We start from the raw sequence: 21,375 nt of genomic DNA on the forward strand, positions 1-21,375 counted from the left end.
CCTCCTTATGCGAATGCGGTAAGCGCCGCCTCCGCCTCGCCGATTGCGTCCGGCGTGCCGACGGTCAGCCAGTGCCCGGTCATTGGCATACCATAAAGGCGACCCGCCGCAATCGCTTCATCAAAATAACGATTGAGCGAGGACACGACCGGCTCCGCGCCATTGAAGATGCGGGGATGGATGATCCCTGCTCCGGCATAGATCACCGGCTCGCCGGAGACATCACGCGCACGGCGCAGATGCCCGGTATCGTCGGCAACGAAATCGCCCTTGCCTTCATAACCGGTTTCCTGATCGAGACGCGCCGTCATCAGCAGAATATCCATCCGCTCCGCATCCCAGGCTTCAGCCAGCGCCGTGAGGTTGGGGGCTTTCTCGTCACCGACCCAGAATGTATCGGCGTTCAGAATGAAAAACGGCTGCGTTCCCAGTATCGGCAGCGCCTTCACAATGCCGCCCGCGGAATCGAGCAGCATGTCGCGTTCATCCGAGATCACGATCTCCAGATCGTTACGGTCCCGAAGATGCTCTTCAAGCTGGTCGGCGAGATAATGCACATTGACGACTGCGGTGCGAATACCGGCCTGTGCCGCCGCCTCGAGGCCCCAGTCGATCAGAGGCTTGCCCGCCACCTTGACCAGCGGCTTTGGAATGGTTTCGGTGATGGGGCGCATGCGCTTGCCAAGACCGGCGGCAAGAACCATAGCCGTTTTCGGGGCCATTTTCGGCGTTCTCATTGCGCGGCCTCTTCCTGCTGCATCAACCCCAATTCCTCAAACCATGCCGCCACAGGCGCCATGACCGGATGCTTCAGCACACGTCCGAGATAGTCGTGAATGCGCGGCAGATGCTCCAGATAAGCCGGCTTTCCATCACGCTCGTCAAGCCGCACGAAAAGCCCCAGCAGCTTGGCATTGCGCTGCGCGCCCATGGCCGCATAGGCCTTGCGGAACGAAGCCTCATCGAAGGCATGTCCAAGCGCACGGCGCTCATCGCAATAGGCTGCGACCACGGCCTGTTCCAGCTCCGGCGAAATCGTCACCCGCGCATCGAGCGCCAGCGAGGCGACGTCATAGGCTGCGGGCCCGATCATCGCATCCTGAAAATCGATGACACCGATCCTGTCCTTGCCTTGCGCCTCCGGGAACCAGAACAGGTTCGGCGAATGATAGTCGCGCAGGAGCAGGCTCTTCTCGACATCGGCAATATCGGCGATCACGCGATCCCATGCCGCCTCGAAAGCTTGCTTTTCTGCCTCTGTCAGCTTTCTGCCCATCATGCGCGGCGCATACCACTGGCCGATCAAGCTGACCTCGATCATCATCGCGTCGCGGTCAAAACCGGCGATGATGTGATCAGGATAGCCGGCAACCGGCGCATGGTTCGGCCAGGTGATACCGTGCAGATGTGCCAGAAAGCGCCCGGCGGCTTCATAACGTTCAGCAACAGGTTCGCCGGACGCTGCCCGCACACCCTCGGTCCCCAGATTTTCGAGGATCAAAAGTCCTGCATCTATATCCATGGCACGCATTTGCGGTGCGCGAAAACCGTGCTTTGCGAGCAAACCATCAATTGCAACGAAAGCCTGAATGTTCTCTGCAATATGGGCAAGCTGGCGGTAGGATTTGCCATTACGTAACGGCGGATCATACGACATCGCTGGCGCGTTCATGAGAACTTCGACATCATCGACGGCACTTGCGATAAGCTCATATCTGCGTGGACCAGCATCTCCCTGGAAATAACGACGCGTCGCATCGGAACGGCCATGGCTGTCCAGAAATGCCCGAATAGCCCGCGAACGTTCCAGACGGCTGATGGCAGCTACAGGTCCCGACACGGCAATGCGCCGCCCTGCCCCTTCATGGCTCAGTGTGACGGCAAAAGACGGTTCCGGCAAAAACCCCTCGCCCTGCTCCGGCCATTCGGCCAGAACCACGCCATCCTCCATAAATTCCGGCAGTCCCAGCTCATCCAGTTCTTCGCCGTGCGAAATACGGTAAAGGTCGGCATGGGCGACCGGAATCCGCAAGGCCTCGTAACTTTGCACAAGCGTGAAAGTCGGGCTTGGAACGTCCAGTCCTTCATCGTCAGCGATTGCCCGGATGATCGCACGGGCAAGCGAGGATTTTCCCGCCCCCAGATCGCCGGAAAGCGTGACAAGATCGCCCTTTTGAAGCGCAAGGGCGAAATCTTCACCAAAACGCTGCGTTGCGGTTTCGTCGGGCAAGAAATAGCTGATGCTGGATTGTGAGGCGCTCATGGGCACCCTTTATCTTATTCGGCGGCGATGCGGAAGCTGCGTGTTTCCGATGGAAAACGGCAAATCACCGTTGTTCCGCGACCGGAACCCGTGTCGATATCCACCGATCCGCCATGCAGTTCGACAAAGCTCTTGACGATGGCAAGTCCGAGCCCGGCGCCGCGGCGGCGACCGCCATTGGGATAGGACTGGAAACGCTTGAAAACCGTGTCGAGCACCTCGCCCGGCATGCCCGGACCGTCATCGTGGACCGCGAAAACGATTTCCGATCCTTCGCGCGCCACCTGCAGCCGGATGCTGGAGCCTTCCGGCGCATAGTTCGTAGCGTTGGACAGGAGGTTGAAAAGCACCTGACGGACGCGGTTGGCATCAGCCTTGAACACGTCCACATCGTCGGCGATATCAATATCGAGACCGATATCGTGGTCGCGCATCCGCTCGCCTACCCGTGCGGCGGCAGCCGAAATCGCTTCCACGACGGAAACCTCGCCGACCTCCAGTTCCATGATGCCGGCATCGACGGTGGCAAGATCGAGAATGTCGTTGACGATGGTCAGCAATACCGATGACGAGGTGCTGATATGGTCGAGATATTCGATCTGGCGTTCGTTGAGCGATCCGAAAGCCGGGGTCTGCAACAGTTCGGTAAAGCCGATGATGTTGGTGAGCGGCGAACGCAACTCGTAGGAAACGTGCTGGACGAAATCGTTCTTGATCTGGTCGGCCAGTTCCAGCGCCTCGTTCTTTTCCTTGAGCGCCCGTTCGACGCGCACCGTGTCGGTGACGTCGATGAAGGTCAGCATCGTCTGGCCCTTGGGCAGCGGCACCACGGCAAAGGACAGAATGGTGCCATCGTCCAGTTCCACCTGGCCCATGCGCCCGTCGCGCTTGTCGAGGAAGCCGGTGACGGTGGAAACGAAATCATCCCACAGCCCGTCGCCGCCGCGCTCGCTGCAGATTTTGGCGATAGACGAAATATGCGTGCCTTCGACGATGAGCGGCATGGGCAGCGCCCAGAGATCGGCAAAGGACGGGTTGGAAAGCCGGATGCGGCCATCGGAGCCGAACACCGCCACGGCTTCCGCCAGATGGTCGAGCGTTTCGCCCTGCACCTTGATGAGCGTGTTGTAACGGCCTTCGAGTTCGAACTTTTCCGTCATGTTCTCGAAGAACCAGGTCACGCCGCCCTGCGGATGCGGATTGGCGACGACGCGCATGGTTCGCGTGTCCGGCAGGTGCCACATATGTTCCTGCGGCTCGACGGCGCGATAGGCGGAAAGCACTGAATCCTTCCATTTGCGCCATTCCGGCTGTTCGGGCAATTTTCCTTCCGAACGCAGGCGGTCGAGGATCAGCGTGTTGCTCGGCTGCGATTCCAGCCATGCCGTATCGAGCGACCAGAGCTTGGCAAAAGCCTGATTGAAGAATTGCAGCTTCATCTCGGGATCGAAAATCGCCACTGCCGTCGAAAGCTGGTCGAGCGTTTCGGCATGACTTTTCAGCGTGCGGTTCAGTTCCTCCCGCACCGCCTGCACTTCGGTGAGATCGACGCCAAGGCCAATGGAACCCGTTTCCGCGCTGACATCGGTCACGTTGAAAAGGCGGCGATCCCCATGCACGACAGCGGTCAGCTGTTCCTGCAGGACGGGCTCGGCAAAACGGTCGCGCTCCAGGCGCTGGCGTGCCTGCGCCCCGAAAAGCTCGCGCCCTTCGGAAATGACCTGGCTTGCATCCGCCATGTCGACCGCCTGCGCGTAGGCCGCATTGACCCAATCCACACGGCCAGCAGCATCGCGCGCCCAGACCGGCTGGTCGATCCGGTCGAGAAGACGGCGGAAAAGCTCGATACGCTCGGAAAATTCGCGGTTCTGCGCCTGCAATGCCGCGCGTTCCGCCTGCACGCCCTGGAGGCTGAGGAAACGGGCAACGGCAAAACCGCCGGAGGTGCGTCCCCGCACGTCGAGCAAGGTGCCGTTGACGGTTTCAACCGTAAGATCGAAAGACCGCGCCTGTTCGCGCAGCAGTCCAATGGCGCGCTCTAGCGCCACGACCGATTGCGGACGCAGCCAGCGGCCAAAGGCCAGAAAGGCGGAACGATCCTGCGGGGCGGCACTTTCGTCCGGCAGCAGTCCGACAACCTCGGCGCGCGTGCTGTGGCCGTCCCAGACCACGATGCGCTGATCCTTGAGGTTGAGCAGGGCTTCATTGCGCTGGGCGACGAGATTGAGATCGGCGAATTTGGAACGCAGTTCCTTGTTTTCTGCGGCAACGCGCGACCGTTCGCGGATCAGCCATCCGGCAGAAAGGAGAGCGGCGCCCATGACGCCGAGGAACATGGAAAACTGGATGACCTCGAAAGCGCCCACGCTGCCGCCGCCGAAGGGCAGGGCGATGCGGGTCGATTCTGCGCCTTGCGCAAAGGCGGGCATGGCAGCAAAAAGCGTTGCAAGAGAAACGGAAGCCTTCATCACGGCCTTTTTCGGAGAAAGCCATCCAAGCGGCTTTGCAACAAGGGCAGCAGGACGCCATTGCCTGCCAGTAACGATTGCGGAAACATTCCGCAAAATCCCCGTTGCGCCGAACTCTGGCATGTTGTCCTTTTCTCCGCCACCCGGCCATGAAAACTGCCGCAAAGGCAGACTGGCCGTATTAAAACACTTCAATACACATCAAAGCCTGACCATACGCACGCCGCCACAGTGCACGATGACCAACCCGTTTTGAGGTATTCCGGGGATGAATCGTCCTCTCGCTTCCCGCCACAACCGGCAAAAAACGCGCAACGCAAACACCCGCTCAAACACCTTGATTCGCCTACACAATACCCTTCCGGCGAATCCACGTGAAGCATCTTGCACGCAAAAAGAAAGACCGGGCGGTTTGTCAACCGCCCGATCTCAACATGTAGTGCAATGCTTAATGTATGGTTAATACCTGTAGTGTTCCGACTTGAAGGGGCCCTGTGGAGTGACGCCGATATAGGCGGCCTGTTCCTCGGAAAGCACAGTCAGCTTGGCGCCGAGCTTGTCGAGATGCAGGCGAGCGACCTTCTCGTCGAGATGTTTCGGCAGCACATAGACTTCATTCTTGTAGGCATCGGTGCGGGTGAACAGCTCGATCTGGCCCAGAACCTGATTGGTGAACGATGCCGACATGACGAAGCTCGGATGGCCGGTTGCGTTGCCCAGATTGAGCAGGCGGCCTTCGGAAAGCAGGATGATGCGCTTGCCGTCCGGGAACTCGATGAGATCGACCTGCGGCTTCACATTGGTCCATTTCAGGTTGCGAAGTGCAGCCACCTGAATTTCATTGTCGAAGTGACCGATATTGCCGACAATCGCCATATCCTTGAACTTGCGCATATGGTCGATGGTGATCACGTCCTTGTTGCCGGTCGTGGTCACGATGATGTCGGCGGTCGAAGCGGCGTCATCGAGCGTCACGACCTCGAAACCGTCCATTGCGGCCTGCAGCGCGCAGATCGGATCGACTTCGGTCACCTTGACGCGCGCGCCTGCACCGGCGAGCGACTGGGCGGAGCCTTTGCCGACATCGCCATAACCGCACACGACGGCAACCTTGCCTGCCATCATGACGTCGGTGCCGCGACGAATGCCATCGACGAGCGATTCCTTGCAGCCATACTTGTTGTCGAACTTCGACTTGGTGACGCTGTCATTGACGTTGATGGCCGGGAAGGGGAGGAGGCCCTTCTTCTGCAGCTGGTAAAGACGGTTGACACCGGTGGTGGTTTCCTCCGTCACGCCCTTGATGGCGTCGCGCTGGCGCGTGAAGAAGCCCGGCGTTTCAGCCATGCGCTTCCTGATCTGCGCGAAAAGCACTTCCTCTTCTTCCGAACCGGGGTTCGACAGAACGTCCTCGCCCGCTTCGGCGCGCGCGCCGATGAGGATATACATGGTGGCGTCGCCGCCATCATCGAGGATCATGTTGGATGGTTCGCCGTCCGGCCACTGGAAGATCTTGTCGGTATAGGTCCAGTATTCTTCAAGCGTCTCGCCCTTGATGGCGAAAACCGGCGTGCCGGTTGCGGCAATCGCGGCGGCGGCGTGATCCTGCGTGGAGAAAATATTGCAGGAAGCCCAGCGGACCTGTGCGCCAAGCGCCTGCAGCGTTTCGATCAGAACGGCGGTCTGGATCGTCATGTGCAGCGATCCGGAAATGCGCGCGCCCTTCAGCGGCTGCGACTTGCCGAATTCCTCGCGGGCAGCCATCAGGCCCGGCATTTCGGTTTCTGCGATGTCGAGTTCCTTGCGGCCCCAATCGGCCAGGCTAAGATCCTTGACGACAAAATCTTGGCTTGCGGTCATCGCGTGCTCCAATAAAAGGCAGTTCCAGCTCGATAAAGATGTAATCAGCCACCGGAATTGCATTCCAATGTGGGGCGGCTTTCCATGCGGGAAAGCGCTCCGGCTGGCGATCTGACTAGCAGATTGCGGGCCGAAGCACAACGCAATATAAAGAAATCTTTATACGTGCATATCAGGCAGGCTGGCCGGATGCTGGGTCGACGACCGTCAAAGGAAGATCGACCTGCAATATTTCCAGCATGCGGCGAAACCCGGAAACGGGATAGGCGTCGCTTTCCGTGACAAGGGCGACCGTGCGGCCTGAACCGCCGAAGGGTTGCGGGAGCGCGGCGATTACATCGTCTGCGGGGTCCAGAAACCGCCAGTCCGGACGCGCGGTCTCGAAGAACGATCGCAGCCATGGCAGATGGGTGCTGGAGAGGGTCAGCGTGTCGATGCGCGGATGGCTTGCGGCAATCTCATCGCAGAATGCGGTGACCTTCTGCCCGGTCTCATCCGGCTGCCGAAGAAAAGCACCGTTTTCCACCAGTTCCACCATCGCCGACGCATTGATCAGGGCAACGTCCTCCGGACGGTTGGCCTCGGCCCGGACAAAGCGCGCGAGCTCTGCGCTTTCGATCATGGAGCGCACGCCCATGACTGCAACCTTGCCGCTGCGGCTTACCGCAAATGCGGCGCGAACCGGCGGCGCAACACCGTGGACCGGCACGGCAAACTCGCTTTTCAGGGCGTCGAGAACCATGACCGAGGGCGCATTGGACGCAAGCACGATGGTTTGCGCGCCAAGGCCGGTCAGATAGCGGATCGTATGGCGCATGATCGAAAGCAGCTGATCGCGGCTTTTGGCGCCATAAGGAAAACTCGCCCGGTCGGCAAAATAGATGATGTCGCGCTGCGGCTGGCTGCGCCTTATCAGTTCAACCAGCGCGTAACTGCCGATCCCTGCATCGAAAACGGCCACCGGATCGTGGAGATTTCCCACGGCGGCAGCGGTTTCGTTCTTCAGCATTCTTCGCCGAACTTGTCGGCAATGAGCGTCTGGAGCGCGTCGAGCACGGCATCGGCCTGCTCGCCGGAAGCGCTCACATCAATGCAGCAGCCGGGCGATGCGGCAAGCATCATCAGGCCCATGATCGAGGTGCCGCCCACGGTCATGCCGTCCTTGCTCACGCGGACATGTGCGTTGTAGCCATCGACCAGCTGCACGAACTTGGCCGAGGCGCGGGCGTGAAGGCCGCGCTTGTTGACGATCTCGAAGGATCGGGAAACTGCGGTTTCGGGTTCGTATTGACCGGTAACGGGCACGCTGGAGTGCATGAATTACTTTCCTGTCAGGACCTGGCTCGCAACATTGATGTATTTGCGCCCCGCATCCTGCGCCTCGCGCAGCGCCGTCTTGATGTCGCCCCCGATGCGCACGCTCGACAGCTTGATCAGCATCGGCAGATTGACACCTGCGATGACTTCGACCTTGCCTTCCTTCATGACGGAAATGGCGAGATTGGACGGCGTGCCGCCGAACATATCGGTCAGAATGATGACCCCGCTGCCGTTATCGGCGCGCTCCACCGCGTCAACGATATCCCGCCGACGCTGTTCCATATCGTCTTCGGCACCGATGCATACGGTCTCGAAATTGTCCTGCGGCCCGACTACATGCTCGACAGCATGCAAAAACTCTTCGGCCAATCTTCCGTGCGTGACAAGCACGAGTCCGATCATACTATAAAAGCTCCCGTCGCGTGCCCGCCGCATCACCCCGCCAGAGTGTCAGATGGCACTGAAACCACGCCGGAAAAACGCCGGCGAGTTGTGCATCTTGGCAGCGCAAATCTTGATAGCAAGTGAAAAATTCCCACGCTGCCATGAAAAAAGCAAAATGCCGCAGTGCGGCGAAATATTAATCGATTCGTAACGAAGCCCGCTTCACCCGTCGTCAGAAGGCCATTTTTCGTAGAACAAACTGGCCTCGATGGCCCGCGAAAGCGCGTTGGAATCACCGTTCGACGATAAAGCCGGCAAAAGAAGCCGGGGCAGCGAAACGCCTTCGAATTCCCATGTCTCGCCGCTCGGATAGCGTTCCGCCTCGTCACGATCCACAAGCCTGACGACGAGATAAAGCGGCGCCGCCTCCACGAAAGCCACCTTGAAAAGCCCCGCGCCGCGAATCTCCACGCCACCGGCGAGGGCTGCGGGAACACTGGCGACGAGCCTGCCGTCTTCCACATGAAGCAATGTGCGGTCGTCGGCAACCAGCGATGCCGCCTCGCCGCGCAGGAGCGCTCTTTCGACAAGCGTCAGCGCAAGCTCCGTCTTGCCCGCGCCCGAGCGTCCAAGGATCATGACGCCGCGACCCCGCACCTGAAGCGTCGTCGCGTGAAGTCCGCTTTTTTCCTCATCCGGCGTCATGCGCTTGCCGGCAGATCGACGATGAAACGCGCGCCCCTGAACTGGTCGGGCTTTGCGGGATCGACGATGTTTTCAGCCGTCAGCGTGCCGCCATGCGCCTCGATAATCTGGCGGCTGATCGAAAGCCCCAGACCGGAATTCTGTCCGAAAGCCTCGGATGCCGGGCGATCCGTATAGAAGCGCTCGAAGATGCGCTCGATATTTTCGATCGGAATGCCGGGGCCGTTATCCTCGACCAGCACGCGCAGGCGGCTGCCTTCGCCGGAAAGCGTCACCACGATGCGGCCCGTATCGTCGGGGACGAAGGAACGGGCATTCTCGATGAGGTTGCTCACCACCTGGCCGAGACGCAGGTCGTGACCGGCAACATAAAAACCCTTCTTTCCGGCTGGCAGCTTGCCGGTATTGAAGACGATCTCCGTCCCGACCTTGTTGCGGCGCACTTCGCGCGCTGCCGTGACGAGATTGGTCAGGAGCGTCTTCATGTCCACGCGGTCGATATGTTCGCGCGCAAGCTCCGCATCCAGACGCGAGGCATCGGAAATATCGGTGATCAGGCGGTCGAGACGACGAACGTCGTGCTGGATGATGTCGAGAAGCCGTTTGCGCGATTCCTCGGTCTTGGCCAGCGGCAGCGTTTCGACGGCGCTGCGCAGCGAGGTGAGGGGGTTCTTCAACTCGTGGCTGACATCGGCGGCAAAGCTTTCGATAGCCTCGATACGAGTATAAAGCGAATCGGTCATCTCGCGGATGGACGTGGAAAGATGGCCGACTTCATCCTGACGTTCCGAGAAATCGGGAATTTCGACGCGGCTTTTCACGCCGTGACGCACGCGGTCGGCGGCGGCGGAAAGCTTGCGGAGCGGGCTTGCAATCGTCGATGCGAGGAAAAGCGACAGGATGACCATGACGAGCGACACGACGCCGAACACGCGGAAAACCGCCATGCGTTCGGCCTGCACGATCTTGTCGATATCGTCGCCCTCGGTGGAAAGCAGGAGGACGCCCAGGATTGCGCGCGAACGCTGGATCGGCACGGCCACGGAGACGACCAGCTCGCCCTTTTCGTTGCGCCGCTGCGCCGTTTGCGGCGAACCGGCCAGCGCCTTGACGATTTCCGGATAGGCAAGGCCGTTGCCGCCCGGCTGTTCCTGATAGACCGGCAGGCCACCGCCGTAGAACAGGTGTGAAATCCATGTTCCGGCACGTTCCCAGATGGAAGGGGTCTCTTCCTCGATCGGCGGCAGGTCATAGCGCAGCACCGGTCCCGCCGAAGGGAAGCTCGGCGAATAGAGCGCGCGCGAATCGAGCAGCATGTTGGCATAGCGATCATAGATGCGCGCCCGCGTGCTCGTGGGCGAGATCAGCCGGCGCAGCAACGGGGAGACCTTTTCCGGATTGATGGGAAATTCCCAGTTATCCGGGGAATCCGGCGAGGGCGTCAGGCTTTGCCCGGCCTGCAGTTCCAGAAGCTTTTCCGGGTCGATCATCAGCGAATTGGTGTCGACCGTCGCCGAAGCCGAGATTGCGCCTGCGATGATCTTGCCCTGCGTGAGCAGGCTTTCGATCTTCGCGTCGATCAGTCCCTCGCGGAACTGATTCATATAAAGAATGCCGGAAACGAGAACCGCCAGCGCCGCGAGATTGAGAAACAGGATGCGGCGCGTCAGGCTCGAGAACAGATACTGGCCGAGAAACTTGCGCAGGGGCGCAAAGAAGCGACGCCAGAACACCGAGCGCTGCCGCCGGGCCCTGCGTTCGCGCAAATCCGATTTCTGGCCGACGAGGCCGTCGTTCCGGGTTTCTGCGACCATGTCGCCTGTCTGCTCTCATTAAGCTATCGCCAGGCCTCGCGGACTGGCGATATGCAATTATCTATCAGGCCTCGCGGAAGCGATAGCCGACGCCATAGAGCGTTTCGATCATTTCGAAATCGTCGTCAACCGCCTTGAACTTCTTGCGCAGGCGCTTGATATGGCTGTCGATGGTACGGTCATCCACATAGACCTGCTCATCATAGGCCGCATCCATGAGGGCGTCACGGCTTTTCACCACACCCGGACGCTGCGCCAGCGAATGAAGGATCAGGAATTCGGTGACCGTCAGCGTGACCGGTTCGCCCTTCCAGGTGCAGGTGTGGCGTTCCTGATCCATGACCAGCTGGCCGCGTTCAAGCGACTTCGCCTGCTGCCCGGTCGGCTTGGCCGTGCCGTCGCGTGCGGCAACCCGGCGAAGCACCGCCTTGACGCGCTCCACCAGAAGACGCTGCGAGAACGGCTTGGTGATGAAATCGTCCGCGCCCATCTTGAGGCCGAAAAGCTCGTCGATCTCGTCGTCCTTGGAGGTCAGAAAGATGACGGGAAGGTCGGATTTCTGGCGCAGGCGGCGCAGAAGCTCCATGCCGTCCATGCGCGGCATCTTGATATCGAAGATCGCAAGATTGGGCGGACGCGCCATCAGACCATCCAGCGCGGATGCGCCATCGGTGTAGGTTTCAACCCGATAGCCTTCCGATTCCAGCGCAATGGACACGGAGGTCAGGATGTTGCGGTCGTCGTCGACCAGCGCAATTGTCTGCGTTGCCGAGGCTTCCTTCATGCGAACCTTTCTCCTTCAACTAAGCCGACCGGTATCTCCAGCCGGTGACGTCTGACGTTTTTCGTCTTTCGGCCGCCAGAAACTGGCGGATTCCTGGATCGAACGTCCGGTTCGGCGTCGATACTAGTATAATGCGCCTGCTTGTGCAGTACAAATTAGGTACAAAATGTGGCGGCGCCCCAAGAAGCAGTGGAACTGCGTCTCACCGAATCGCCGTTTGGTTAATGGCCGCAGGACTGACATTCCCGGAATCGAACGGCTCATAACACACAGGTTAACCGATTTAAAAAAATTTCAAAAATTTTAAATCGATTAAATATTTGAATTGCCACGATTAATCTGTTTCTGACTGCCATCCTCTGTTTTGCGTTCATTCTGGTGACGCGAAAAGAGACCGATCAATTGTCAAACCACGGCGGAGACATCATGAGAGAGACCGGCATTCACAACACGGCCGCTTCCATTGCCACTTCAGGACTGAAGGAACTCTCCGCAGTCTTTTACAATCTTGGGCCAGCGCGTCTTTATGAGGAAACCGTCCGCCGGGCCGAAGCCGAACTGTCGGCGCAGGGTGCGCTCGTCGCACGCACCGGCCAGCACACGGGCCGCTCGCCGAAGGACAAGTTCGTCGTGCGCGACGCCGACACCGAAGATCACGTCTGGTGGGACAACAACAAGGCGATGAGCCGCGAGGCCTTCGACCTGCTTCATGCCGATTTCATCGAACATGCGAAGGGCAAGGAGCTGTTCGTTCAGGATCTGATCGGCGGCGCCGATGCCGACAACAAGATCAATGCCCGCGTCATTACCGAATATGCCTGGCATTCGCTGTTCATCCGCAATCTTCTGATCCGCCCCGAGCAGGAAGCGCTTGCTTTCTACGTGCCGGAAATGACGATCATCGACCTGCCGTCCTTCAAGGCCGATCCGGAACGCTATGGCGTGCGCACCGAAACGGTGATCGCGGTCGACCTGACCCGCAGGATCGTCCTGATCGGCGGCACCTCCTATGCCGGCGAAATGAAGAAGTCGGTCTTCACCGCACTCAACTACATCCTGCCTGCCAAGGGCGTCATGCCGATGCACTGCTCGGCCAATGAAGGCCCGAACGGCGACACGGCCGTCTTCTTCGGCCTGTCCGGCACCGGCAAGACCACGCTTTCCGCCGACCCGACCCGCACGCTGATCGGCGATGACGAGCACGGCTGGGGCGAACACGGCATCTTCAACTTCGAAGGCGGCTGCTACGCCAAGACCATCCGCCTGTCCGCCGAAGCGGAGCCGGAAATCTATGCGACCACGCAGCGTTTCGGCACGGTTCTGGAAAACGTCGTTCTCGACGAACACCGCCAGCCGGATTTCGACGATGGCTCGCTGACCGAAAACACCCGTTGCGCCTATCCGCTCGACTTCATTCCGAACGCATCGAAGACGGGCAAGGGCGGCCAGCCGAAGAACATCATCATGCTTACCGCCGATGCCTTCGGCGTGATGCCGCCCATCGCCAAGCTGACCCCGGCACAGGCCATGTACCACTTCCTGTCTGGCTATACGGCCAAGGTCGCCGGCACCGAAAAGGGCGTGACCGAACCGGAAGCAACCTTCTCGACCTGCTTCGGCGCACCGTTCATGCCGCGCCATCCTTCGGAATACGGCAACCTGCTGCGCAAGCTGATCGCCGAGCACAAGGTTGATTGCTGGCTGGTCAATACCGGCTGGACAGGCGGCGCCTATGGCACCGGCAAGCGCATGCCGATCAAGGCAACCCGCGCCCTGCTTGCAGCCGCGCTCGACGGCTCGCTGAACAATGCCGAATTCCGCATCGATCCGAATTTCGGTTTCGCGGTTCCGGTCGAAGTGCCGGGCGTGGACAAATCCATCCTCGATCCGCGTTCGACCTGGGCCGACAAGGCTGCCTATGACGCGCAGGCCAGGAAGCTGGTCGACATGTTCGTCACGAATTTCGAGAAGTTCGAAAGCCATGTCGATCACGAGGTGAAGGACGCGGCTCCGGCGATCCGCATCGCCGCGGAATAGCTTTTTCTACGCATGTCTTTATCCAAAAACCGGTTTCCACTTTTTGGAGACATGCTTTTACCATCCTGAGGAGGAGGGAGAGCCCGGCTGAAAGGCCGGGTTTTTCTTTTGTATAAGGGATACAAAGCGGTATATCTCCTCGTCATGGAAGAGAACCGGAACATCATCCGCATCACCAATCGCCTGACGATCCGTGAAGACGATCTGGAGGAAAGTTTTATCCGTGCCTCCGGTCCCGGCGGCCAGAACGTCAACAAGGTTTCCACCGCCGTGCAGCTGCGGTTTCATGCCGCCCGCTCCGGCCTGCCGGAGGATATCCTGTCGCGGCTGTTCAAGCTCGCCGGACAGAAGGGCACCAAGGACGGCGATATCCTGATCGAAGCCAATCGTTTCCGCACCCAGGAGCGCAACCGCGAGGACGCCCGCGAACGGCTGATCGTGCTTATTGCCAAGGCAGCCGAACCACCGCCGCCGCCGCGCAAGAAGACCAGACCGACAAAAGGCTCCATCGAACGCCGCCTCAAGGCCAAATCCGGACGATCCGACATCAAGAAGGGCCGCGGAAAGGTTTCCTTCGACTAAATATCCAGACTGTGGGAACAGATGACATGACGATCAATTATCGCGAGCTTGAAACCAGCCACGGCAGAATTGCCATTCGTGAAAGCGCGGGCGAGGGGATGCCGCTTCTGATGATTCACGGCAATTCCAGCGCAGGCGCAATCTTCGCGCCCCAGCTTGAAGGCGAGATTGGCCGGAACTGGCGGATAATCGCGCCGGACCTGCCGGGCCATGGCCGGTCCGGCGATGCGCTCGATCCGGACCGCAGCTATTCCATGGAAGGCTATGCCGACGCCATGACGGAGGTTCTCGAAAAACTCGGCATATCCGAGGCGGTCGTCTTCGGCTGGTCGCTCGGCGGCCATATCGGCATCGAGATGATCTCGCGCTTTCCCGGCATGCGCGGCCTGATGATCACCGGCACGCCGCCCGTGGCGCGGGAGGAAGTGGGGCAGGGGTTCAAGAGCGGTCCCGACATGGCGCTGGCCGGGCAGGAAGTCTTTTCCGCCCGCGATGTCGAATCCTATGCGCGCAGCACCTGCGGCGAACCGTTCGAAGAGGGGTTGCTCGATATTGTCGCCCGCACGGATGGGCGCGCGCGGCGCATCATGTTCGAGAAGTTCGCAGCCGGGACCGGCGGAAACCAGCGCGATATCGTTGCCGCGGCGACGCTTCCCATAGCTGTGGTCAACGGGCGCGACGAGCCTTTCGTCGAACTGGATTTCGTCTCGAAAGTCCGGTTCGGCAATCTGTGGGAAGGCAAGGCCCACATCATCGACGGGGCGGGGCATGCGCCCTTCCGCGAGACACCAGCCGTCTTCGATGCTTATCTTGAGCGCTTCATGCGCGACTGCACCGCCTGACCCGCTGCGTTCCACCAAAAGAAAAGGGCCGGAAACCGGCCCTTTTTCATATCTTCCTGAGCGCGACTTCCTCGATCAGGTGATCGCTGCCCTTGCGCAGGATCAGATCGGCGCGCGGGCGCGTCGGCAGGATATTGTCCTTGAGGTTCTTCAGGTTGATATTGTTCCACAGCCCTTCGCCGATGGAACGCGCCGCATCTTCGGAAAGCTGCGAATAACGATGGAAGAAGGATTCCGGATTGACGAAGGCGGTCTCCCGCAGCCGCATGAAGCGGTCGATATACCATTTGTGGATCAGTTCCGATTCCGCATCGATATAGATGGAGAAATCGAAGAAATCCGACACGAAGGGCACCATCTTGCCGTCTTCCGGCAGATCGCGCACCTGCAGCACATTGATGCCTTCAAAGATCAGGATATCCGGCTTGTCGACGAGCTGATATTCGCCCTGCAAGACGTCGTAGCTCAGATGCGAATAGAGTGGGGCGCGCACCTGGCTCATGCCGGCCTTGATCGCCGACAGGAAGCGCAAGACCGCGCCGACATCGTAGCTTTCGGGAAAGCCCTTGCGCTCCATCATGTTCTGCTCGCGCAGGACCGCATTGGGATAAAGAAAACCGTCGGTCGTCACGAGGTCGACCTTCGGGCTCGACGGCCAGCGGGCAAGAAGCTCTTTCAGGATACGTGCGGTCGTGGATTTCCCGACCGCGACCGAACCGGCAATGCCGATGATGAACGGCGTCTTGAACGACTCCTCCATGTTGAGGAACTGCTTGCGCTGCTCGAACAGAAGCTGGCTCGCCTCCACATGCGCCGACAGCAAGCGCGACAGCGACAGATAGATGCGCCGCACCTCATCGAGATCGATGGGGTCGCCCAGCGAACGCAGCCGCTTGACCTCGTCATAAGTCAGGGTAAGGGGCGTATCGGCGCGAAAGCCCGCCCATTCCTCAGCCGAAAAGAAACGGTAAGGCGAGTAACGCGACGGCGTTAGCTGATCCACTTTTTCCCACATATTGTCGCTGCTCTCCCTCAACGCCAATCCTGCACTAGCAGCTTCCGGTCCAATTTGCATTCAGGCTTTCGGACGACCGGCTTTTTCTTCAAGGCCGGTCTGCGCCGTGCGGCGTTGCAACTCCTGAAGCACCTCATCAAGCGAAACGCCTGCAACCCTCAGAACCACCAGCAGGTGATAAAGCAGGTCGGCGCTTTCCGTCACCACCTCTGCCCGGTTGCCTTCAACGGCGGCGATGACCGTTTCCACGGCTTCCTCGCCAAGTTTTTTCGCCGCCCGCGACTGGCCCCTGGCCACCAGGCTTGCCGTATAGGACGAGCCGTCCGTCACGCTGGCACGTTCCGCGACGATCCGTTCAAGGTCGGAAAGAGTGAACTGGCTCATTGTGGTATTTCCTGTATTGTTCAGCGAACCGGATCAAGCCGCATCGGAATGCCAGCTTCGGCCATATAGCGCTTGGCCTCGCCAATCGTATAGGTGCCGAAGTGGAAGATGGATGCTGCGAGAACTGCCGTCGCGTGTCCGTCGCGAATGCCCGCAACCATGTGATCGAGATTTCCGACACCGCCCGATGCAATGACCGGAACGCGCACGCTGTCGGCCACGGCCCGCGTCAGGGCCACATCGTAACCGGCCTTGGTGCCGTCGCGATCCATCGAGGTCAGCAGGATTTCGCCAGCACCGAGGCTCACCACCTTCTGCGCGAATTCCACCGCATCGATGCCTGTCGTCTGGCGTCCGCCATGGGTGAATATTTCCCAACGGTCGGCCTCGCCGTCGCCGGACACCTTCTTGGCGTCGATGGCCACGACGATGCACTGGTCGCCGAACTTGTCGGCAGCTTCGGCAACGAATTCCGGGTTCTTGACCGCAGCCGTATTGATCGAAACCTTGTCGGCACCGGCCAGAAGCAGCTTGCGAATGTCGGCCACCTGACGCACGCCGCCGCCAACGGTGAGCGGCATGAAGCACTGTTCTGCCGTGCGGGCCACCACGTCGAAAATTGTCTCGCGATTGTCCGAAGACGCCGTGATGTCGAGGAAGCACAGTTCGTCCGCGCCCGCCGCATCATAGGCGCGGGCAGCTTCCACCGGATCACCGGCATCGATCAGATCGACAAAGTTGACGCCCTTGACGACGCGTCCGTCCTTCACATCGAGGCACGGTATCACTCTTGCTTTCAGCATGGTTGTCCTCGATCTGCCGCGTCTCTTTTCAGTTTTGCCTGTCCTCGCGGTCCGGCCTTTGCCGGACTGTTCGCTGCGGGCAGGCGGGAGCGGCCGTCTTTAACATCGAGGCAAGGAATTACGCGTGCTTTCAAGGTCATGCTGTGGCCCTCAGTACAGACAAGGCTTCCGCCGGATCGATGCGACCATCGTAAAGCGCGCGACCGGAAATCGCGCCTTCCAGCTTGCGGGCATCAGGAGCGGCAAGACGTTTGATGTCATCCATCGAGGCGAGGCCGCCCGATGCGATCACCGGGCTGGAAACGCTGTCCGCGAGCGCAAGCGTCGAATCCCAGTTGATACCGGCCAGAACGCCGTCGCGGTCGATATCGGTATAGATGATGGCGGCAACGCCTGCGCCTTCAAACTTCTTCGCCAGTTCGATCACGCCGAGCTCGGAAGCTTCCGCCCAGCCCTCGACGGCGACATAGCCGCCCTTGGCGTCGATGCCGACGGCGACCTGACCCGGGAACGCCTTGCAGGCCTCGATCACCAGCGCCGGATCGCGCACGGCAACCGTGCCGAGGATGACACGGCGCAGTCCCTTGGAAAGCCAGTTCTCGATATGCTGGAGCGTGCGGATGCCGCCGCCGAGCTGCACCGGGTTTTTGGTGGCTTTCAGGATTGCTTCCACAGCCTTGCCATTGACGCTTTCGCCAGCAAAGGCACCGTTGAGATCGACCACATGCAGCCATTCAAAACCCTGATCCTCGAAGGCCCTGGCCTGTGCTGCCGGGTCTTCGTTGTAAACGGTGGCCTGATCCATGTCGCCAAGCTTCAGGCGCACGCATTGACCGTCTTTCAAATCGATGGCGGGAAAAAGGATCATGGTCTCAGGGCTTCCATTTCAGGAAATTGGCGATGAGCGAAAGGCCGAGCAGCTGGCTCTTTTCAGGATGGAACTGGGTTCCCACCATATTGTCGCGCCCGACCGCCGCGGTGACATCGCCGCCGTAATCGGTGACTGCCAGAATGTCGGACCTGTTCTTCGCATCGAACATATAGGAATGCACGAAATAGGCGTGCAATCCGTTCTCGCCGGTCTCGATTCCCTCGAAGATCGGATGGGAATGTTTCACGTGAATCCTGTTCCAGCCGATCTGCGGAATCTTCAGCGCCGGGTCGGATGGCGTCATTTCGCGCACATCGCCCGCGATCCAGCCCAGCCCCTCGGTGACTTCCTTTTCAAGCCCGCGCTCGGACATGAGCTGCATGCCCACGCAGATGCCGAGGAAGGGATGCGCCTTTTTCAGCACGACATCTTCCAGCGCATCCACCATGCCCGGCACCGCATGGAGGCCGCGACGGCAGTCGGCATAGGCGCCAACACCCGGCAGCACGATGCGGTCAGCCGACGCCACACGTTCGGCATCCGCCGTCAATTCGATCTGCGCCGCGATACCGCTCTCAAGTGCTGCACGCTCAAAAGCCTTGGTGGCCGAGCGCAGATTGCCGGAGCCGTAATCGATGATTGCAACACGCATTTTCAGTTTTCTCCGCGATGGCCGACAAACCCGATGGTCGAGCCAAATGAGGAATAGGCGGGACGAGGAGGCTGCTGCGCCCAGTGAGGGGCAGGCTGAGGGCCAGGCTTGTCCGCAAGGTCCGCAACCGGCTGGCCCGCATCTTGGAGGCGATAGAAATAGCGGATTTCCGCTTCTTCCAGATCGGACGCATCGATGACCGCCTTTTCGACGAAACCCCGCCGCCGCAGCCGGGCGATCTTCCAGTTGGCGCCTTCCAGCGCGACGAAGAGCGACATCAGCAAGGTCAGAACCGGCACCGCGCCTTCGATACCGAAATGGGTCGCGACAAGCCCGAGCAGGATCGTGACGCCCAACACGGCAAAGGCTTCGAACCACAGACGCTGCGCCAGCAGCCAAACAAAGGGGAGGACCAGCGCCCATATATGGAATCCATCGCGCACGAACACGGCTTGCTCAGGGTTTTGAGTATCTTCCGGTTCAAGAACGACGAATTGCGCCATGGCTTACCCTTTCAGTGAACCCTTTGTGGAGGGAATTGCATCCTTCTGGCGCGGATCGGTTTCGAGCGCCATGCGCAGAACCCGGGCCACGGCCTTGAAGATCGATTCCGCGATATGGTGGTTGTTGGCACCATAATGATTGTTGATATGCAGCGTGATGCCTGCGTTCATCGCGAAAGCCTGGAAGAACTCGCGCACCAGTTCGGTGTCGAATGCACCGATCTTGGAGGTCGTGAAATTGACATTCCAGACCAGGAAGGCGCGTCCCGACACGTCGACGGCAGCGCCGGTCAGCGTATCGTCCATGGCGAGGTCCATCGAGGCATAGCGCACAATGCCGCGACGCTCGCCGAGCGCCTTGGCGATAGCCTGGCCGAGCGCGATGCCGGTGTCCTCGACCGTATGGTGATCATCGATATGCAGGTCGCCCTTGGCCATCACGCGCATATCGATCAGCGAATGTCGGGAAAGCTGCTCCAGCATATGATCGAAGAAGCCGACACCGGTGGTGATGTCGAACTTGCCGACGCCATCCAGATCGACGGAAACGGCGATGCTCGTTTCCTTCGTGGAGCGTTCGATGCTTGCCTTGCGGGTGCTTTCAGCAGTCATAAGCTTTCCTCATTACATAGCTTGGAGGCGTTCTAGAACAGCTTGCCCACTTTGCCAATTCCTTTTGCCGGTCAGGCAAGCTGCAATTCGGCATTTGCAATTCATCGATACGTTCTTAAATATTCTCACCGAAGCACGATTCATCCGCCGATGGCTGACGGAGCCTGTTTCCCAACAGAGCGCATCCCGAAAAGTGCGAAGCGGTTTTCGGAACAGGATGCGCGTTAAAAACAGTTAGAGCATTTCCGATGATTCAAGCGAACAGGAAATGCTCTAGATCAAGGGGCATCTGCAATTGCCTTCCGGGATTGCCTGTGCCGCCAAAGGAGCATCCATGATCGAACATCATCCCACGACAATTTACGGCACGACCATCGTTACCGTTCGCAAGGGCGGCAAGGTCGTCATCGCCGGTGACGGACAGGTTTCGCTCGGCAATACCGTCATGAAGGGCAATGCGCGCAAGGTTCGCCGTATCGGCAAGGGCAATGTGATTGCAGGTTTCGCCGGAGCCACCGCCGACGCCTTCACCCTTCTGGAACGGCTCGAAGCCAAGCTCGAGCAATATCCCGACCAGCTCATGCGCGCTTCGGTGGAACTGGCCAAGGACTGGCGCACCGACCGCTACCTGCGCAAGCTGGAAGCCATGATGCTGGTTGCCGACAGCAAGGTGACGCTGGCGCTCACCGGCACCGGCGACGTGCTTGAACCCGAACATGGCGTGATGGCCATCGGTTCGGGCGGCAATTATGCGCTCGCCGCCGCACGCGCGCTCGTCGATACGGACAAGTCAGCCGAGGAAATCGCCCGCAAGGCGATGGAGATCGCAGCCGATATCTGCATCTACACCAACCACAACGTCATCGTGGAAAGCCTGGACGCAGAATGAGCTCGCTCGCGCAGGCCTCGAAACCGAGTGCGCAACGCTGGGGGCTGGGCGCCCTGATCGTTCTCGCCATACTCGCGGTCCAGGCCTTCTGGCTTCACCTCGACGGGCGGATCGCCATGTGCGAATGCGGGACCATAAAATTATGGTCTGGTTCGCTGATGTCCGAAAACTCGCAGCATATATCCGACTGGTATACGCTGTCGCACATCATCCATGGCTTCCTGTTCTACTGGCTTTTCACGATCATCGCCCCCAAAGCCCCGCTCGGCCTGAGGCTTGCAGCGGCGGTCGGCATCGAAGCCCTGTGGGAACTGGTCGAGAACTCGAGTTTCATCATCGAGCGCTATCGCGCCAATACATCCTCGGTGGACTATTTCGGCGACAGCATCGTGAATTCGGTCTCCGACACGCTTGCCGCCCTGATCGGCTTCCTGCTCGCAGCCAGACTGCCAACGAAAATAACCGTCGCCATCGCGCTGTTCTTTGAAGTTCTGGCGCTGATCGTCATCCGCGACAACCTTACGCTCAACGTGATCATGCTGCTGCATCCGTTCGAGTTCATCAAGCAGTGGCAAAGTGGGTTATAA

General features: G+C 59.7%; 22 protein-coding genes. 5 read left to right on the forward strand and 17 right to left on the reverse strand.

Annotation, left to right across the window (positions count from 1 at the left end):
- Positions 1-5: 5 nt before the first annotated feature.
- The 10 genes from JNC63_RS13995 to JNC63_RS14040 form a co-directional block, all read right to left on the reverse strand.
- A complete protein-coding gene (locus tag JNC63_RS13995) occupies positions 6-737 on the reverse strand; it encodes a nucleotidyltransferase family protein (RefSeq protein ID WP_063619820.1) in 732 nt (243 codons plus the stop codon).
- The gene (tsaE, locus tag JNC63_RS14000) at positions 734-2,263 is read right to left on the reverse strand and encodes a tRNA (adenosine(37)-N6)-threonylcarbamoyltransferase complex ATPase subunit type 1 TsaE (protein ID WP_063619819.1); all 1,530 of its coding nucleotides are present in this window, start codon (positions 2,261-2,263) and stop codon (positions 734-736) included. Before tsaE ends, JNC63_RS13995 begins: the two co-directional genes overlap by 4 nt.
- A 14-nt stretch (positions 2,264-2,277) precedes the next feature.
- Positions 2,278-4,731: a PAS domain-containing sensor histidine kinase gene (locus JNC63_RS14005; RefSeq protein WP_245670648.1), complete on the reverse strand. Its 2,454-nt coding sequence runs from the start codon at positions 4,729-4,731 to the stop codon at positions 2,278-2,280.
- A 459-nt stretch (positions 4,732-5,190) separates the two neighbouring features.
- Positions 5,191-6,591: an adenosylhomocysteinase gene (gene ahcY / locus JNC63_RS14010; RefSeq protein ID WP_021587566.1), complete on the reverse strand. Its 1,401-nt coding sequence runs from the start codon at positions 6,589-6,591 to the stop codon at positions 5,191-5,193.
- A gap of 172 nt (positions 6,592-6,763) precedes the next feature.
- Positions 6,764-7,600, reverse strand: a complete 837-nt coding sequence (locus tag JNC63_RS14015) for a glutamate racemase (protein ID WP_374846423.1) — start codon at positions 7,598-7,600, stop codon at positions 6,764-6,766.
- A complete protein-coding gene (locus JNC63_RS14020; protein ID WP_025089868.1) occupies positions 7,594-7,908 on the reverse strand; it encodes an HPr family phosphocarrier protein in 315 nt (104 codons plus the stop codon). Before JNC63_RS14020 ends, JNC63_RS14015 begins: the two co-directional genes overlap by 7 nt.
- A gap of 3 nt (positions 7,909-7,911) precedes the next feature.
- A complete protein-coding gene (locus JNC63_RS14025) occupies positions 7,912-8,313 on the reverse strand; it encodes a PTS sugar transporter subunit IIA (protein ID WP_006472522.1) in 402 nt (133 codons plus the stop codon).
- 204 nt (positions 8,314-8,517) lie between these two features.
- Positions 8,518-9,000: an HPr kinase/phosphorylase gene (locus JNC63_RS14030; RefSeq protein WP_063619816.1), complete on the reverse strand. Its 483-nt coding sequence runs from the start codon at positions 8,998-9,000 to the stop codon at positions 8,518-8,520.
- On the reverse strand, positions 8,997-10,814 hold the full coding sequence (locus JNC63_RS14035) for a sensor histidine kinase (RefSeq protein ID WP_063619815.1): 1,818 nt from the start codon (positions 10,812-10,814) through the stop codon (positions 8,997-8,999). Before JNC63_RS14035 ends, JNC63_RS14030 begins: the two co-directional genes overlap by 4 nt.
- A 64-nt stretch (positions 10,815-10,878) precedes the next feature.
- Positions 10,879-11,598: a response regulator transcription factor gene (locus JNC63_RS14040; RefSeq protein WP_006468074.1), complete on the reverse strand. Its 720-nt coding sequence runs from the start codon at positions 11,596-11,598 to the stop codon at positions 10,879-10,881.
- Between the two features lie 426 nt (positions 11,599-12,024).
- Between JNC63_RS14040 and JNC63_RS14045 the strand changes: the two genes are divergently transcribed.
- The 3 genes from JNC63_RS14045 (at position 12,025) to JNC63_RS14055 (ending at position 15,059) form a co-directional block, all read left to right on the forward strand.
- On the forward strand, positions 12,025-13,635 hold the full coding sequence (locus JNC63_RS14045) for a phosphoenolpyruvate carboxykinase (RefSeq protein WP_063619814.1): 1,611 nt from the start codon (positions 12,025-12,027) through the stop codon (positions 13,633-13,635).
- A gap of 144 nt (positions 13,636-13,779) precedes the next feature.
- Positions 13,780-14,217: an alternative ribosome rescue aminoacyl-tRNA hydrolase ArfB gene (arfB, locus tag JNC63_RS14050; RefSeq protein ID WP_063620053.1), complete on the forward strand. Its 438-nt coding sequence runs from the start codon at positions 13,780-13,782 to the stop codon at positions 14,215-14,217.
- 26 nt (positions 14,218-14,243) lie between these two features.
- Positions 14,244-15,059, forward strand: coding sequence for an alpha/beta fold hydrolase (locus JNC63_RS14055; RefSeq protein WP_063619813.1), 816 nt, complete (start codon positions 14,244-14,246; stop codon positions 15,057-15,059).
- 46 nt (positions 15,060-15,105) lie between these two features.
- Here the strand turns inward: JNC63_RS14055 and coaA are convergent, their stop codons facing one another.
- The 7 genes from coaA to hisB form a co-directional block, all read right to left on the reverse strand.
- Positions 15,106-16,074, reverse strand: coding sequence for a type I pantothenate kinase (gene coaA, locus JNC63_RS14060; RefSeq protein WP_021587557.1), 969 nt, complete (start codon positions 16,072-16,074; stop codon positions 15,106-15,108).
- A gap of 60 nt (positions 16,075-16,134) precedes the next feature.
- Positions 16,135-16,458: a phosphoribosyl-ATP diphosphatase gene (locus tag JNC63_RS14065; RefSeq protein ID WP_063619812.1), complete on the reverse strand. Its 324-nt coding sequence runs from the start codon at positions 16,456-16,458 to the stop codon at positions 16,135-16,137.
- A gap of 20 nt (positions 16,459-16,478) precedes the next feature.
- A complete protein-coding gene (gene hisF / locus JNC63_RS14070; protein WP_006468068.1) occupies positions 16,479-17,261 on the reverse strand; it encodes an imidazole glycerol phosphate synthase subunit HisF in 783 nt (260 codons plus the stop codon).
- Between the two features lie 136 nt (positions 17,262-17,397).
- Entirely contained in the window at positions 17,398-18,129 is a 732-nt protein-coding gene (gene hisA / locus JNC63_RS14075; RefSeq protein WP_063619811.1) for a 1-(5-phosphoribosyl)-5-[(5-phosphoribosylamino)methylideneamino]imidazole-4-carboxamide isomerase, read from the reverse strand.
- 4 nt (positions 18,130-18,133) lie between these two features.
- Positions 18,134-18,784, reverse strand: coding sequence for an imidazole glycerol phosphate synthase subunit HisH (gene hisH, locus JNC63_RS14080; RefSeq protein ID WP_063619810.1), 651 nt, complete (start codon positions 18,782-18,784; stop codon positions 18,134-18,136).
- A 2-nt stretch (positions 18,785-18,786) separates the two neighbouring features.
- Complete coding sequence (locus tag JNC63_RS14085; protein WP_063619809.1) at positions 18,787-19,287, reverse strand: DUF2628 domain-containing protein; 501 nt, start codon at positions 19,285-19,287, stop codon at positions 18,787-18,789.
- A 3-nt stretch (positions 19,288-19,290) separates the two neighbouring features.
- Positions 19,291-19,899 carry an imidazoleglycerol-phosphate dehydratase HisB gene (gene hisB / locus JNC63_RS14090; RefSeq protein WP_006468063.1) on the reverse strand — a complete coding sequence of 203 codons (609 nt, stop codon included), beginning with the start codon at positions 19,897-19,899 and terminating at the stop codon, positions 19,291-19,293.
- Between the two features lie 334 nt (positions 19,900-20,233).
- Between hisB and hslV the strand changes: the two genes are divergently transcribed.
- Together hslV and JNC63_RS14100 are read left to right on the forward strand one after the other, a co-directional pair.
- Positions 20,234-20,788 carry an ATP-dependent protease subunit HslV gene (gene hslV / locus JNC63_RS14095; protein WP_006468061.1) on the forward strand — a complete coding sequence of 185 codons (555 nt, stop codon included), beginning with the start codon at positions 20,234-20,236 and terminating at the stop codon, positions 20,786-20,788.
- Positions 20,785-21,375 (forward strand): DUF2585 domain-containing protein, encoded by a 591-nt coding sequence (locus JNC63_RS14100; RefSeq protein WP_063619808.1) that lies wholly within the window; start codon positions 20,785-20,787, stop codon positions 21,373-21,375. The genes hslV and JNC63_RS14100 overlap by 4 nt, the downstream gene beginning before the upstream one ends.

This window comes from Brucella ciceri (genome assembly GCF_041930145.1).
In the GTDB taxonomy this organism is placed as follows: domain Bacteria; phylum Pseudomonadota; class Alphaproteobacteria; order Rhizobiales; family Rhizobiaceae; genus Brucella; species Brucella intermedia.

Excerpts from the sequence above, each read along its gene's own strand:
- JNC63_RS13995 (WP_063619820.1), bottom strand. The coding sequence starts at position 737 with ATGAGAACGCCGAAAATGGCCCCGAAAACGGCTATGGTTCTTGCCGCC.
- tsaE (WP_063619819.1), bottom strand. The coding sequence starts at position 2,263 with ATGAGCGCCTCACAATCCAGCATCAGCTATTTCTTGCCCGACGAAACC.
- JNC63_RS14005 (WP_245670648.1), bottom strand. The coding sequence starts at position 4,731 with ATGAAGGCTTCCGTTTCTCTTGCAACGCTTTTTGCTGCCATGCCCGCC.
- ahcY (WP_021587566.1), bottom strand. The coding sequence starts at position 6,591 with ATGACCGCAAGCCAAGATTTTGTCGTCAAGGATCTTAGCCTGGCCGAT.
- JNC63_RS14015 (WP_374846423.1), bottom strand. The coding sequence starts at position 7,600 with ATGCTGAAGAACGAAACCGCTGCCGCCGTGGGAAATCTCCACGATCCG.
- JNC63_RS14020 (WP_025089868.1), bottom strand. The coding sequence starts at position 7,908 with ATGCACTCCAGCGTGCCCGTTACCGGTCAATACGAACCCGAAACCGCA.
- JNC63_RS14025 (WP_006472522.1), bottom strand. The coding sequence starts at position 8,313 with ATGATCGGACTCGTGCTTGTCACGCACGGAAGATTGGCCGAAGAGTTT.
- JNC63_RS14030 (WP_063619816.1), bottom strand. The coding sequence starts at position 9,000 with ATGACGCCGGATGAGGAAAAAAGCGGACTTCACGCGACGACGCTTCAG.
- JNC63_RS14035 (WP_063619815.1), bottom strand. The coding sequence starts at position 10,814 with ATGGTCGCAGAAACCCGGAACGACGGCCTCGTCGGCCAGAAATCGGAT.
- JNC63_RS14040 (WP_006468074.1), bottom strand. The coding sequence starts at position 11,598 with ATGAAGGAAGCCTCGGCAACGCAGACAATTGCGCTGGTCGACGACGAC.
- JNC63_RS14045 (WP_063619814.1), top strand. The coding sequence starts at position 12,025 with ATGAGAGAGACCGGCATTCACAACACGGCCGCTTCCATTGCCACTTCA.
- arfB (WP_063620053.1), top strand. The coding sequence starts at position 13,780 with ATGGAAGAGAACCGGAACATCATCCGCATCACCAATCGCCTGACGATC.
- JNC63_RS14055 (WP_063619813.1), top strand. The coding sequence starts at position 14,244 with ATGACGATCAATTATCGCGAGCTTGAAACCAGCCACGGCAGAATTGCC.
- coaA (WP_021587557.1), bottom strand. The coding sequence starts at position 16,074 with ATGTGGGAAAAAGTGGATCAGCTAACGCCGTCGCGTTACTCGCCTTAC.
- JNC63_RS14065 (WP_063619812.1), bottom strand. The coding sequence starts at position 16,458 with ATGAGCCAGTTCACTCTTTCCGACCTTGAACGGATCGTCGCGGAACGT.
- hisF (WP_006468068.1), bottom strand. The coding sequence starts at position 17,261 with ATGCTGAAAGCAAGAGTGATACCGTGCCTCGATGTGAAGGACGGACGC.
- hisA (WP_063619811.1), bottom strand. The coding sequence starts at position 18,129 with ATGATCCTTTTTCCCGCCATCGATTTGAAAGACGGTCAATGCGTGCGC.
- hisH (WP_063619810.1), bottom strand. The coding sequence starts at position 18,784 with ATGCGTGTTGCAATCATCGATTACGGCTCCGGCAATCTGCGCTCGGCC.
- JNC63_RS14085 (WP_063619809.1), bottom strand. The coding sequence starts at position 19,287 with ATGGCGCAATTCGTCGTTCTTGAACCGGAAGATACTCAAAACCCTGAG.
- hisB (WP_006468063.1), bottom strand. The coding sequence starts at position 19,899 with ATGACTGCTGAAAGCACCCGCAAGGCAAGCATCGAACGCTCCACGAAG.
- hslV (WP_006468061.1), top strand. The coding sequence starts at position 20,234 with ATGATCGAACATCATCCCACGACAATTTACGGCACGACCATCGTTACC.
- JNC63_RS14100 (WP_063619808.1), top strand. The coding sequence starts at position 20,785 with ATGAGCTCGCTCGCGCAGGCCTCGAAACCGAGTGCGCAACGCTGGGGG.